Source organism: Streptomyces sp. NRRL F-4489 (assembly GCF_001509485.1).
Taxonomy (GTDB): Bacteria; Actinomycetota; Actinomycetes; order Streptomycetales; family Streptomycetaceae; genus Streptomyces.
The window spans coordinates 1-12,773 of the sequence record NZ_LLZI01000262.1 but is presented as its reverse complement, the minus strand read 5'-3'; the positions used below and the strand labels follow the sequence as shown (position 1 = coordinate 12,773).

The following is a 12,773-nucleotide window of genomic DNA, read 5'->3' as shown; positions in this document are numbered from 1 at the left end:
GAGGGAAGCAACTTAGGTATGCCTAACCTAACTCACTTCTCTTCGGCTCACGACTGGCCATCCCGCCTCCTGTGCCTTGGCACCCGAACCGGCCACCCGTGCGGCCCATTCCCCGCCTCCGCCCGAACTGCCGTCCTGTCCCCTCCGCTACGAGCAGCCGTTCGGCTTTGGTGTGCACGCCGCCGGGAGGAGGCGGCGTTCGTCGCCAGTCCATTCGCCGGCTCGGCCGCGGGCGCCCGTGCCCCTTCTTGTCGCCGCCGACCCCCTTGCCCGTATGACACCCGGGCAAGGGGGTACCCGGGCATCAAGCACGCTTTGCTGTCAAGGGAAAGGGAGGCTGACACCATGGGTGTCGGTGGGTGCATAGTCTTGCTGGCGGTGGGTGCGGTTCTCACCTTCGCCGTGGACTGGCACATGTCCGGAATCAATCTCCACCTGGTGGGTGTCATCCTGATGATCGTCGGCTTCATCGGCATCGCCACCTACGTGAGCATCCTGAAGCGCCGTCGCACCCAGCCGCCCCCGCCGGCCGCCCCGGTCGTCGACGTGGAGGAAACCCGGCGCTATCAGTAACAGCCCCACCTGAAACGAACCAATGCCCCTCCGGGGGCAGGGGGGGCGACGCGCGGTCGTACTTGAGGAAGCGGCGAGTTTCCCCTTCCGCTCCCTGCGTCCGAGGAACGTCTCCTGCGGAGGGATGTGCTCGACGTCCCACCTTCTGGCGGCCCCAACGGCAGCCACCGGGACGGGACTTGCGGGTGCTGCCGCTGAGGTCCCGCCCTGCACATCGTCGTCAGTGTCATGCGACCCGGACGGTGAACTCCGCCAAGCATCTCCTTGCCCATCAGGAAAGAAGGCTGTATTTTCCTCATAGGAAAGTACACGGAGAAGCGAAACCACAGGGACGCTCATGACCTCCTACAACGCTCAGACCGCGCTCGAAGTCATCCACCACCGCCAGCAACAGACGCGTGACGAGTACGCGCGTCAGGTTTCATCCGGCACGTCCGGGGCCATCGCGGCTCTCGCCGTGTTCGCCGCGGGAGCGTCCGTCGATCTCCCGAGCCCGTGGAGCCTCGTCGCCAAGTTGGTGGCCGGTTGCCTGATCGTGGGCGCGTTGGCCTTGCACTACCGCAATGCCCGCGTGCGCAGAAAGACTTCCTTCACCGAGACGCTGTTCACCCTGTTGCTGGCGGCAGGCGTGATGGCCATCTTCATCGTGGCCACGATCTCCGCGCACCTGATCCATCTGCCGATTCCATCCGTGCCCGCCGCGGCCATCGCCGCCCTGGCGACGGTAGCGGCCACCTACGCAACCCGCCCCATCATCAAGCGGATCACCAACAGGGACGACCAGGGCTGAGGAGGCCGGACCTCGGCGAACTTTCTCAGCTCAGGCTCAACCCCAAGGCCATTCCCGTCTTTTGTCGGGCTGTTGGGGCCGGCTGGCCGACCGGAGCTGGGGATCGCGCGAGGGCCGCCGACGGCCTTGCGGCATACCGCCGGCACCAGCGTCCGGGCCCCTTCTGCACGACCTCGCCGTTGCCACGGGCCTTCTCGATCACTGGCGCGAGTTCCTCGTCCCGCTTCCACAAGGCACTTGGGACGCACCGGGACGCATTGCGGACCCTGGACAGCGGCAGTCACGCCGTGCCGGCGGTGGGGGACCGGGGCCGCCTCGGGAGAGCTGGGAGGTCATCGGCCCGGGGCGGGCCCGCTGCTGGCCTGCCGCCGGTCGACGCCGACCGGTCCGGTTCTGCGGGACGTGGAGGGGCGACGGCTCTGACAGCTTGCAAGGCTCGCCCAGTCTGCCAGCACGGCGAAGTCGTCTTCTGTCAACCCGGTCTTCGGGTCGAAGTGATGGAGGAGCGCTGGAGCGTGGTGGTGGGCTTGGACCCAGGCGCGGTCGGTATCGGTGATCTGGTCGTCGATCCAGGCGAACGGGCGGTTACGTGCCCAGGAGACGATCCGCGGGGTCTTCCGGAACAAGCCGTCGTCGGTTGGGGGCGGGGGATCGGACCAGGCAACGAACGGCAGCGCAGGCAGCCCCAGGAGAGGCGCTAGGTAGATGTTGGCTTCTTCTTCCCACATCGTGGCCCACACCAGGTCAAAGCGCAGTGCTGCGAGAGCCGGCCCATGAGCTGGATTGAGCCAGACCCGCAGTGGTTTGACGGCCTTGTGGGGCAGGCCCCGTTCGTCGAGCCGGCGGCGTTGGGCCGCCTGCCACCGCGGTGTCATCAGCCGGTGGGTCCCGTAGCCCTCGGGGCGCCTGTGTGGCTTGGCTGCATAGGGATTCAGTGGCCCGTCCACGTCCATCAGCAGAGCCGGTCGCATTTGCCCACCCCCCAGTTCGTCCCCACACGCTACGGGTTGTCCCGTGGAAGACGCTCTCGCAGGTAGGCGCGGATCTTGGTGGATGAGTAGCCCTTGTCCGCGGTGACGAGGTCGTGGCGGCTTCGGGGCCGTCCGGGCACGAGACCAGTGGCCGCCTCTCTGGTCTGGCGTCGCCGTGTGGCTGTTCTCCGGGTGGTGGGTGGTGTGCGGTCGGGTTCGTCGTGCGTTTTTCTGTTTTGCTGCGGTGTTGGCCGTTGCGCCATCCCGAACCGTCGTCGTCGGCCGATGGGCGGGCCAGGGCTGTCATGCGGCTGGGGCCTGCTGTGGGTCGCTGTCGGTGTGTCGGGCCGTGGGCCTGTTGGCCGTCGCCCGGCCGGCGGCATTCGCAGCACGCGGTCAGTGACATGTCCGCCGGCAACTGCCTGCGCCGACGGTTACGTTGCGCTCGCGTTGCCTTTCGGTCATGGCGATGTGCGAGGCTTACCGCTGCTGCAGGCCGCGGGGCCGGCTGGCTTGCATGTCCCGCCCCGTGGCGTTCCATCTCCTCGCAGTGTTCGCTGCCATGCCCGTGCCGACCGGGTGCTCTCGGCCGCATGCCGCCTGGCCGCCTCTCCGGCCGCGTCCCTGTGCCGGGCTGGGTTGGGTTGTGGTGTGTGGGGTGTTGGTGGGGTTAGCGGTGTTGGTAGGTGGTCATGGCGTGGTGCACTTGTGGGGAGAAGAATAGGGGGCCGATGGCGTCGGCCCAGGCCATGCCTTCGCGGGTGAGCCGTAGGGCGGTCTGGTCGTGTTGCACCCAGCCGCGTTCGGTGATCAGGGCGAATTCGGTGGGGAAGTCTTCCTGCGGCAGGCTGCCGAATTGTTGGCGGTAGCGTTCGATGGGCAGGCCGCTGGTTTCCAAGAGTGTGCCCAGTACGAACATGCGGCGTCGTTCGTCTTCGTTCATGGGGTAGGACCATTGGGCGTGTTGGAATTCTTCGGTGGGTGTGGCGATGTAGTGGTCGATGATGCGTCTGACTTCGGGTATGGCGACGGCGTAGTCGGTGGTGTAGTGCAGGTTGGTGGTGAAGGAGCGGGCGCCGGCTCCCAGGCCGACCATGCCGGCTTGCTGGTTGTATTCGCTGATGTTGTGGTCGTTGGCGTGGTCGGCTGCGGGGGAGCCGATGCGGCTGAAGACGCGCATGGAGGTCTGGCGGCATCCGGCGGCGAGGAGGTGTTGGCGTCCGAAGTGGTAGAGCTGTAGCCGCTGCTGGTCCCATTGGGTGTTGTTGGTGTTGTGGCGGGCCATGAGTCCGGTCAGGGGCCGGACGTAGAGGGGGTAGAGGTAGATTTCCTCGGGTTCCCAGGCCAGTGCCGCGTCCAGTGACATCTGGAAGGTGCGCTCGTTCTGGCCGGTGATGCCGTAGATCAGGTCGATGTTGAGGATGGGGAAGGCGGCGTCCTTCAGTCTGCCGAGGGCGGCTTCGACTTCCGCGCGCTTTTGCGGGCGGGCGGCGGCGCGTGCTTCCTCGTCGAGGAAGCTCTGCACGCCGATGCTCAGCCGGGTGGCGCCCCGTTCGGCCAGGACCGCGATGCGGTCGGCGGTGGCGGTGGCCGGTGAGGTCTCCACCGACCAGGGGACCGCCTTGAGGTCGGCGCCCATGGTGTGTTCGCAGATGTCGCACAGGCGGGTGAGTTCATCTGCGGTGAGGTAGGTGGGGGTGCCGCCGCCGAACGCGGCGAGGGTGAAGTGGGGGTTGCCGTTGGCTTCCAGGGCTTCGCGGGTGGCGCGGGCCTGTCGGGCCAGGGTGTCCAGGTAGGCGCTGGTGATCTCGTGCGGGGCTCCGGTGCGGGTGAAGAGGTTGCAGAATCCGCAGCGCATCTCGCAGAACGGGATGTGGAGGTACAGGGAGAGGGCGTCGAGCCGTTCGCCGGCCCAGACCTCGGACAGCAGTGGCCGGTCGGTGCCGAGCCGGTAGGCCTTTTGGTGGGGGTAGGCGTATGCGTACTGCTTGTAGGGGGTGGTCGGTTCCTCGGGGGTGGGCAAGGAGGTTGTCGGGAGGGGTAAGGAGGTTGCCACGTGCGGTTCCTTCCGGTCGGCCACAGTGCCAGAGGATCACGTCGCGCCGGGAACAGCCTGGTCGACAACGGGGCAACGGCGACATGAGGCGAACCCATGAAGTAACTCGCCCGAACCCGGCCCGTGTTGGATGATTCGTCCTCTTGCTCAAAGCTCCCATGCCTGGCATAGGAAACTCCCCGGGCGGTCGGGGTGAAACCGCAACACCCTGGAATCGGCGCGCCGCTTTGGGATATCCCTGTCGTCATGAAGCGACTTCTCCTGGCGGCTGGCGGTGGCGGGGACGCCATCACGGCGGCGATGGTGCACGCCGCCCTCCACGGGGCCGGCGAACCGGCCCTGGTCCTGACTTATGCCTGGGAACGGTTGGTGGTCGACCCGGTGCCCGGGCCGCGCCGGCCGTCCGACTTCACCGGTACCGTGCCGGCCGGCCCGACGCTGCGCCTGGTCACCCCGGCGACCGCGCCGCGCCCGCCGGCCGGGTCGCTGCTGCCGGGGTTGGCCGCTGCGCTGAGGCCGGAACTCGGTCTGCTCGACCCCTACGGCGGCGCCAGGGGGCTGGCCCGGCAGATCGAGGAGGCGGCCGCGTACTGCCGGGCGGACCGGGTCGATATCGTCGATGTCGGCGGCGACGTCGTGGCCGACGGCACCGAACCCACCTTGCGCAGCCCCTTGGGGGACGCCTTGGCCCTGGCCGCCGCCGCCCATACCGCGCTGCCTGCCTTCGTGTACGTGGCGGGGCCGGGCCTGGACTGCGAGGTCCCCGCATCGGTCCTGCTGCCCAGGCTGGGTACGCCCTTGCGCACCTTGACCGCCGCCGACACGCTGCCTGTCGCGCGGGTCTTCGACTGGCATCCTTCGGAGGCGAGTGCCCTGCTGGTCGCGGCGGCCCGCGGGATCCGCGGAGTCTGCGGCATCCGGGACGCCCCGCACCCTGTCACCCTCACCGCCACCAGCCCCGCCGTCTACCGCCTCACCCTGGCCCACGCTCTCGAACTGAACCCGTTGGCAAGGGAGTTGGCCGGAACGAGGGACCTTGCCGAAGCGGAACGTGCAAGTCAACGGGTGTGCGGTTTCTCCGAGATCGCCCGCGAACGTGAACGCGCCCGCGTGGTCGGCAGCCCCTCATCCCTCAGCCCGCCGACCGCACCGGGCGCCATCGCTGACCCCACCGCCCCGCCGGCCGCTCCCGGCATCGTCAGTCACCGCGGCGCCCCGTCGGCCGCTCCCGGTCCCGTCACTGGTCCCGCCGCTCCGCCGGCCACGTCTGCCCCCGCCGGCCATCCCGCCACCGCAAGCCATGCCGCCCCGCTGCCGCCCGTGAGCGTCCGTTTCGCCTCGTGGGAACGCCGGACCGCCCGTGCAGGAATCTCCTACGTCACCTCTCGCCGCATCGTCGAGGAGCTGGGCCTGGACCACGCTGCTTGGGCCGAACTCCGCAGTCACCTGCGCGCGGCTTCCCCTTCACGGGAGGCCGCGCCGCTGTGGCGACTGGCGGGGTGACGGCACTCCGCGGTCTGCGGGACCGCTGTCGGCGCCCTTGGGGTTGTGGCGGTGTTGTTCCGGTCTCGGGGCTTGGCTGCGGGTTCGACGCGAGGGGGGCGTGCGTCCTCGGTTGACCAGCCGCGATAATCGTCGTCATGACGATAATGGTTGGGGATGTACAAGCCGCCGTGTACGAGATGTCCGCCAAGCTTTACGGCGGGCGTAGGTATGACCTGGTTGCGTTCGGCCGCCGGGACGCCGCTGTTCCCTACATCGAGGTCCGTGACGGGATCATCCATTGGATCGTGCGGGAGCGCGGTCAGGAACTGCAGCACCGCACCACCGCGGACCTGACCGAGGCCCTGTATTGGATCGCCCTTGATGCCACCTGTTCTTTGTCCATGCGTTGGGAGTTGGAGCAGCGGCACCGCTTTCCCGAAGGTCGGGACACGCGGATCGGCTGGCTTGCCAAGCAGGTCGAGCTCCTCCGTCGCCTCGACTCCCAGTGGGCGGAGCAGTTCCGGGCAGGCATCCCCACGAAATGCCCGGGGGTTCGGTTGGAGGACGTAGATGCGCATCCGCTGTCGTGGTGATGCATCAGCTGCTCCGGTGGTATGCGGAGTGTGCAGCCTTGCGGCGGCTTGCGGCCGCCGACCGCCCTCGCGGCCGCCGACCGCCTTGGCGGCCTGCCCGGGCCGCTGTGTGAGGGCCCGGGATAGCGTGGAGGGGTGAACGGATCGAATGCACGGGCCGAGTCCGCTGGACCCGCCCGCCGCCCCAACGTGCCGGGGGCGTTGCTGCCTCTCCTGGGAACCAACGAGGCGGCTGTCGCGTTCTTTGCCGGCGTGGCGGATCTCGATGCGACCGACCCGGCCTCTCACCAGCTGGAGGAAGGCATCCAACTCGCCTCCGGTGCCAGGCTGGAGCAGTTCGCGCGGGCCGGCTCGGGGGATGCGTTCTGCTTCGTCGGCGAGGGCGGTGAGGAACGCCCGGTGGTCTATGTGAGCCTGGACGGCGAGGCCGGCTTGCTCGCGGTTGGGCTGCCGGAGTTGGTGCGGTTGTGTCTGGTGGCACCGTGGTGGCAGGACGCTCCCGGTCGGACGGCCGGAGAACTCCAGGCGGTCGTCGACGCGTTCCGGGATGACGTGCCGGACCTTGACCGGCGACGCGATCTTGCGGCTCGGGCGCTCGGTATCGACCCCGCCGAGCTGCCATCCCAGACGGCGGCCCTTGCCCGGCTCGTGGAGCTCTCCCGGGGGCCGCTGGCCGAGGCTTGTCGTGTCGTTGGGTACGAGGGCGATCCACTCGATCCCCTCTTCGATACCGCCGACCTCTGATCGACCGGCTATCGGGCCGGACCGGGGCGGGCCGCCGGTCTTGCTTTCGATGACGCGTCCATCGCGGCTGCTGTTCGGCTGCTGGCCTGGGCCGCCCCGGCTGGCGTGACCACGCGGCTGGGGCGGGGCCCTTGCGTGCGGCGGCTACGTCCTGCGCCCCGGGGGTGGTTGGGGCGCTGCGGCCGCGCGCGTTGTCGGCCTGAGCGGGGCCTGCGGTGGCTGCTTGCCGTGGGCTGTGATCGCGCTAACCACCCGGGGTGGGGTCGGGGCGTGGCCAGGGGCTAGCCGGCAGCGGGCAGCGTCAGCCGATGGGCAGGGCAACGGCTGCTGTTGTTGTCGGGTCCGCGGCTCTGCGTGGCCTGGCGGCGGGCCGGGGCCGGGTCGCCTGCTGTGGGCGCCGCCTGCAGCTGGGCTCAGGACCGGCTGTCACCGACATCAGCTGTCCGATCGCTGACCGCTGACCGCTGACCGTTGTCCGGCCGCGGCTCGGTCGCTGCCCTGCGGGCTTGCTCGTTGCCGGCGCGCAGCGCCGCCCGGAGGGCCGCGGCAGTCGGCCGCTCTGGTGCAGCCCTCCGGGCGCCGCCGCGGGCCCGGCGGTGGGTTCGGGCTTGTCGGCTCTTGCACCGTCGTGGTCCGGCCGTCTGCCGGTGGTGGCTGGACGGCTCCGGCTGCCTCGTGGGCCCGCGTGCCCGGCGTCGTGCGGATGGCCGTTCGCCGTCGGTGCGTTGTGGGTTGCCCCGCGAGCCGCCGGTTTGTCGGCGGCCCGGCCGGGGTCCGTCGATCCGGCCGCCGTTCGGCGGTCTGGCCGCGGTTCGGCGGCCCGCATGTCGTCGTGGCGCGGCACAGCCCTCACGGCTGGCTCCGCGGTGGTGCCGCGTGCTGCCACCGGATTTTGGGGGTTGTCGGCCGGCGCCCGGAACCGCCGCCGTCGTTGTCGGCCTGCCGGCGCCACCAGCGTTCCGCACCTTGCCCGTTGTCCGGATCAGCGCGGAGTGGGCCGACCGGGATGGGCCACCGCCCCTGCTCGCTCGCGCGGTTGTGTCATGCAAGGGCGTGGGAAGGTTCTTCGTGTGCCGGTGCCCCGCGGGCGGGGATCCGCCGCTGCCTGGTGTCTCGTCGGCGCCGCGGGACGGCAGCGCCGCGGAAGGTCGGAGCCGCTGAGTGCCGTCGGGCCGCTGCGGCTGGGCCGAGTGGATGCCGCTGGTGCGCTACGCAACGTCATGCGGTGGCAGGCGCAGCCATTCGTGCTCCAGGATGCTGTGCTGCGGTGGCAGGCCAGCCGTTCGTGCTCCGGGAGGCCGGCCGTAGGCGATGGCCGGGTTGTCCGGTTGCCGGGCCGGGCGTGGGCCTCACGGGCGGGGCGTGCTCGCCGGGGAGGACGCCAGACGCTGAGAGAGAAACCTGGCCTGTGAACCGTGGCACACTTCCGTTCGATTGTTCATTGCAGTGCAAGGTGCCGTGTGCTCGGGGGGCGAATGAGGCGGTTGGGGTTCCTGGCGGCTGTTTTTGCGGTGGGGGTGGTGGCGGTGGCGGGGTGCTCGGCAGCGGACACGCGAACCGCTGTACCCGCCAAGTCGTCGTCGCCGTCCGGCACGGCGTCATCGTCATCGTCTCCGCGTCCTGACAAGACGCGGGCCGAGGTGACCGCTGAGATGCGCGCCGCCAGCGAAGGGCTTGGCGTCTACACGGATTTGAACCCCAAGCTGATGACCGGGATCTGCATGGTATCGGCGAGGCGTCTGTCCGATCGGGTCACCACCATGCAGGACGCTCATCTGGTCGCGCGGCGACTGCAGCAACGGGGTTGGAAGCTGGGACTCGTCGGACCGTACACGATTGTCCTGACGTCAGGTGATTGGCATGCGACTCTCGCCGTATCGGATATTCCCGACCAGTACTGGGTACCGGAACTCGCCCCCTACAGGGGAGTTTTCGTCGCGGTAGCGACCGGGAAGTGCGGGCGTCGGTGACCGCCGCCCAGGGGGGAGACCAGGCAACGGACCGGACCCGGTGAAGCCTTCCCTCCCAGGACTCGCATGACGCGGTGCCTGCCTGGCGCGGCTCGTCTGGCGTGCCGTGCGCCGCGCAGCGCACTGAGGGCGGCGCGGCTTCCGCCGGCGTCCCGCGACGGGGTCGGTAGCGGGGGTGGGGCGGGGATGCGGGCCTGGCCGCTGCCGGCCGTCGTCCGGCCGTCACCGGCCGCGGCGTGACCACGCCGGGGCGGACCCGGAACCCGCTGCCGCTTGGGACCGAGATCGGTCCCCGGCCTCGGCGCCCGGTCGCTTTCCCGGCGCCGGCCGGCACCTCGCACACGCCCTGCTGAGCAGCTCGGTGGCCCGGCCGTCGACTGAAGGGAGGGGGCCGCCGGCTCCGGCGGCGCGGCCGTGGTCTCCCGGCTCGTGGCCGCGCTCGCCGCTCATGCCCCGCATCGTCCGGCGCTCGCTCGGGCGATGCCCCTGTTGGAGGCAGCCGCCCGCCGGGTCCTACCGTGGCCGACCGCCCGGCGCGTCGCCGCGGGCGGTACCGGGCCGGGTCGGGCTGGGGCTGGGGTCCACTCGACGGGCCGGGCTGGGGAGCACTCGCCGCCGCCCAGCTGGCCGCCTGCCGGCCCGTCCGCGGATCCCTACGGGCCGGCAGGCGCCTACTGCCGAAAGGGGTGCCTGGCTTACTCCAGCCAGGTATCGATGACCCTGTCGCCGAGGTTGCACCACGCGGTGCTCTTCTCGGGCGCCCACACCCAGGGACCGTAGTGCACGTAGCGGTAGTCCCCGAGGGTCTGGCACCTGATCACCTGCCGGTACCGCCCCGAGTCGCACCAGCCGCTGTTGCCGTAGTGGCCCGCGCTGCCGCGCTCCGGCTGGCCCCAACACGCCTGCGCCGCGGAAGTGCCGGACGCAGGAACAGCGGTCACCGGCGGCCCGCTGTCCGCTACCGCGCTCGGCGTGAAGGCCATCGTTCCCCCCAAGGCCAGTGCCAGGGAGGCCACTGTCCCTGCTATACGACCCTTTTTCATATAAATCCCCCAGTCAATGACGAGACGGTATCTGTCCCCGCGAACGTTATGCCTAGCTGCTCTCACGGCCTAGACGTCTTTTCGCCAGGAAACCGATACGGGTGTCGAATTCGGGCATTGACGCCGATGCTCTGCACCACGCTGGCTCGTCACCAGGGTGAAGGACCGCCCCAACCTCCGGCCCGCCCACGGCGGAACACGGCGTCGAGTCGCAGTACCACCGGCTGGAGGAGGACCCGCGGACGTATGGAGCACCCTTGCAACGGCAACGGCAACGGCAACGGCAACGGCAACGGCAACGGCAACGGCAACGGCAACGGCAACGGCAACGGCAACGGCAGGGATGTCTGGGGCCGTCGGTTGACGCCCTCCTGCTCGGGCGGCGAGCGGGCGGCCGCCGGTCCCGTGCTGCGCCTCCGGCCTGCCGCCCGGGTGGGCGAGGGCCGGGCCTACCGGGACGCCGGCCGCTCGGCTCCGGCGGTCCGCCGCCCGGCCGGGACCGCTCCGCCCGACGCCGGGCGACCACCTCACAAGAGGGTCTCGCGCTTGTCGGCATTCGCGCCGCCGTCCCCGCCACCTGCCGGCGGTTGGCGAACGGCCCTCGGCCCAGCTTGCGCGGCCCGTACGGCGCCGCGCTGTGCAGAGCAGGCGCCTGTCTGCGGTCAGGCCATCGCCGGTCCGTTGGGCCGTTGTCGGCCGGGCCGCCGCGATCAGCCCGGCGCCGACGGCCGGCCAGGGGCCTGTGAGACCGGATGGCCGGGCAGCCGGGCTGCGCACTTACGTAGGGGCGCCTGCTCAGGCGCGCCCGCTCCGGTGCCGGCCGCGCCCGGTGGTCGCCGCCGGCTGTGGCGCGGCAGGCGGCCTCCTCAACTACGTCCACCGCATCCCGATCGCGGACAACTGCTCCACCCGCTCCGGGACAGCGTCACGGCCCTGCTCCGCTGGTCCCGAACCACACCACGACCCGGAGCTCCCGCTCCTCCTGACCTCGCCGACGACGAACCGTCCGACGCGCTTCCTCGGCACCCGCAGGGGCCCCTCGCCCTCGAAGAACTGCCGGCCGCAGCATCGTTCATCGCTCACTTATCGGCCTGCATACGGCGCGGGGGCGGCTTCTCCTCCTCGGCCGCGGCCTCAATCGGCGAGGACCTGCTCGCACATCCACTGCTGCACGATCGTCAGGCTCGCCCCAGCTCAGCCCAGCCGGACCGACCACACCCACCGTCCAAGGTCCTCGCCCTGATGCCCGACGTCACCGGGCTCGGTCGGCAGCGCCGCCGGCCTCCAGGCGGAGCCGGAGGAGGTGGAAGGCCCGCTGCCACTCCACCGGCCAAGCCCGGCACCACGACGGGGCGAACTCCTCGCAGCCGCTCACGCCGCTCCCGCGACAGCGCCCCGGGCAAGCCGCCGCCTTGCGGCGAACTCACCCCGAAGTCCGACCGGGCCACCGAAACAGCGCGCGGCCGCGAAGACAGCCTTGCATGAGCACGCTTTCGCCCTGGTCGACACCGTCATCGCCTTCCACCACGCCGGGGCGGCCGACCACAGCGACCGGCAGGTGGAAGTCGCCCACCCCTCCCCAGCCCGCCCCGCCCCACCCCGGCCGACTCCCTGGCGCCTGCCCAACGGCGTCCTGCTCCCGCCTGACGGCTCCCACACATTCGTGGAGATCAACCGCCCGATGTCTACGCCCGCCAGCTCGCCAATCCGGAACGCTACGACACCTACTACTGCAGCGCCCCGGCGTCGCGCGCGCGGCAATACCGCCCACGCCCCGCGCCCCACTGGCAGGAGACTCATACACCGGGCCGTCGCTGGAGCGGCCCTTCCCGCCGCTCCTGTTCCTCTTCGCCCCCGCTCACGCCGCGCGGCACCGGCAACGAGGCCAGACCGCCTTCCCCGACCGTGCCCGGCCCAAGGGGTGGATCACGGTAGCGACCACGTCCGTGCCCCTGCTGACCGAACACGGGCCCGAGCAGCCGGTGTAGCGGGTTGTCGGCCCCGGCAAGGACCGCCGGCCTCTGGCCTCGCCACCCCAGCCGCGGTGAACGCGGCGGCAGACCGGGCAGGCCGGGCAGGCCGGGAGGGTCGGCAGGCCGGGCGGGTCGGCCGCGGCTGCTGGGCAAGCCCACCACGAGCCTGGTCTAGCCGCCCCCGAACGGCGGCTTGCCCACCCCGGCCGGACCGCGCTGAGGTGGTGCCCACCCCGCCGGACGCCCCGGGCGGCCCGTCGCGGAGGAGGAACCGGTGAAGCGCTTCAAGGCGGGACAGACGGTCGTACGGCGCGACGTACACCGTACGGGCCGCGTGTGGAGCGAGCACGCGCTGCGCGTCGTCGCCGACACGAACAAGGCTCTGGTGGCCGCCTGCTCGCCGGGAGCCGAGACCCGCTGGCCCACCCTCTACGCCAAGGCCCGCGCCGAGGGCGACCGGTCGGTGCGCACGGAGGCGTTCGATGCGATGGCGACCGGCGCCTGGGAGCTCGCGGACGCGGTGTGGCAGGAGACCGAGCTGTTGCTGTGGAAGCCGCCGGCGGCCTGGTTCAGCG

The 12,773-nt window shown here is 70.8% G+C and carries 8 protein-coding genes and 2 pseudogenes; 7 read left to right on the top strand and 3 right to left on the bottom strand.

The genetic code is table 11. The features are described from left to right. Window positions 1-345 precede the first annotated feature (345 nt). Together ADL22_RS27350 and ADL22_RS27345 are read left to right on the top strand one after the other, a co-directional pair. Window positions 346-573 (top strand): DUF6458 family protein, encoded by a 228-nt coding sequence (locus ADL22_RS27350; RefSeq protein ID WP_066985395.1) that lies wholly within the window; start codon window positions 346-348, stop codon window positions 571-573. A gap of 337 nt (window positions 574-910) precedes the next feature. After that, complete coding sequence (locus ADL22_RS27345; protein ID WP_066985392.1) at window positions 911-1,363, top strand: hypothetical protein; 453 nt, start codon at window positions 911-913, stop codon at window positions 1,361-1,363. Window positions 1,364-1,797: 434 nt separating this feature from the next. Here ADL22_RS27345 and ADL22_RS27340 read toward each other — a convergent pair. Both ADL22_RS27340 and ADL22_RS27335 read right to left on the bottom strand, forming a co-directional pair. Next, a pseudogene (locus ADL22_RS27340) lies at window positions 1,798-2,334 on the bottom strand (hypothetical protein); the annotation flags it as partial. Between the two features lie 670 nt (window positions 2,335-3,004). After that, entirely contained in the window at window positions 3,005-4,390 is a 1,386-nt protein-coding gene (locus tag ADL22_RS27335; protein WP_066985389.1) for an STM4012 family radical SAM protein, read from the bottom strand. 246 nt (window positions 4,391-4,636) lie between these two features. Between ADL22_RS27335 and ADL22_RS27330 the strand changes: the two genes are divergently transcribed. The 4 genes from ADL22_RS27330 (at window position 4,637) to ADL22_RS27315 (ending at window position 9,182) form a co-directional block, all read left to right on the top strand. Continuing rightward, window positions 4,637-5,893 (top strand): DUF1152 domain-containing protein, encoded by a 1,257-nt coding sequence (locus ADL22_RS27330; RefSeq protein WP_079064480.1) that lies wholly within the window; start codon window positions 4,637-4,639, stop codon window positions 5,891-5,893. Window positions 5,894-6,030: 137 nt separating this feature from the next. Next, window positions 6,031-6,468: an Imm63 family immunity protein gene (locus ADL22_RS27325; protein WP_079064479.1), complete on the top strand. Its 438-nt coding sequence runs from the start codon at window positions 6,031-6,033 to the stop codon at window positions 6,466-6,468. Between the two features lie 135 nt (window positions 6,469-6,603). Beyond that, the gene (locus ADL22_RS27320) at window positions 6,604-7,212 is read left to right on the top strand and encodes a hypothetical protein (protein ID WP_234430874.1); all 609 of its coding nucleotides are present in this window, start codon (window positions 6,604-6,606) and stop codon (window positions 7,210-7,212) included. A 1,640-nt stretch (window positions 7,213-8,852) separates the two neighbouring features. After that, window positions 8,853-9,182, top strand: coding sequence for a hypothetical protein (locus tag ADL22_RS27315; RefSeq protein WP_159048734.1), 330 nt, complete (start codon window positions 8,853-8,855; stop codon window positions 9,180-9,182). 695 nt (window positions 9,183-9,877) lie between these two features. Here the strand turns inward: ADL22_RS27315 and ADL22_RS27310 are convergent. Beyond that, the gene (locus ADL22_RS27310; RefSeq protein ID WP_159048733.1) at window positions 9,878-10,123 is read right to left on the bottom strand and encodes a hypothetical protein; all 246 of its coding nucleotides are present in this window, start codon (window positions 10,121-10,123) and stop codon (window positions 9,878-9,880) included. Between the two features lie 2,349 nt (window positions 10,124-12,472). On the opposite strand from ADL22_RS27310, the pseudogene ADL22_RS27300 reads away from it, so the two are divergent. Continuing rightward, window positions 12,473-12,773, top strand: a pseudogene (locus ADL22_RS27300) (DUF402 domain-containing protein); the annotation flags it as partial.

Coding starts and splice junctions, on each gene's coding strand:
- ADL22_RS27330 (WP_079064480.1), top strand. CDS start 4,637: ATGAAGCGACTTCTCCTGGCGGCTGGCGGTGGCGGGGACGCCATCACG.
- ADL22_RS27325 (WP_079064479.1), top strand. CDS start 6,031: ATGACGATAATGGTTGGGGATGTACAAGCCGCCGTGTACGAGATGTCC.
- ADL22_RS27345 (WP_066985392.1), top strand. CDS start 911: ATGACCTCCTACAACGCTCAGACCGCGCTCGAAGTCATCCACCACCGC.
- ADL22_RS27350 (WP_066985395.1), top strand. CDS start 346: ATGGGTGTCGGTGGGTGCATAGTCTTGCTGGCGGTGGGTGCGGTTCTC.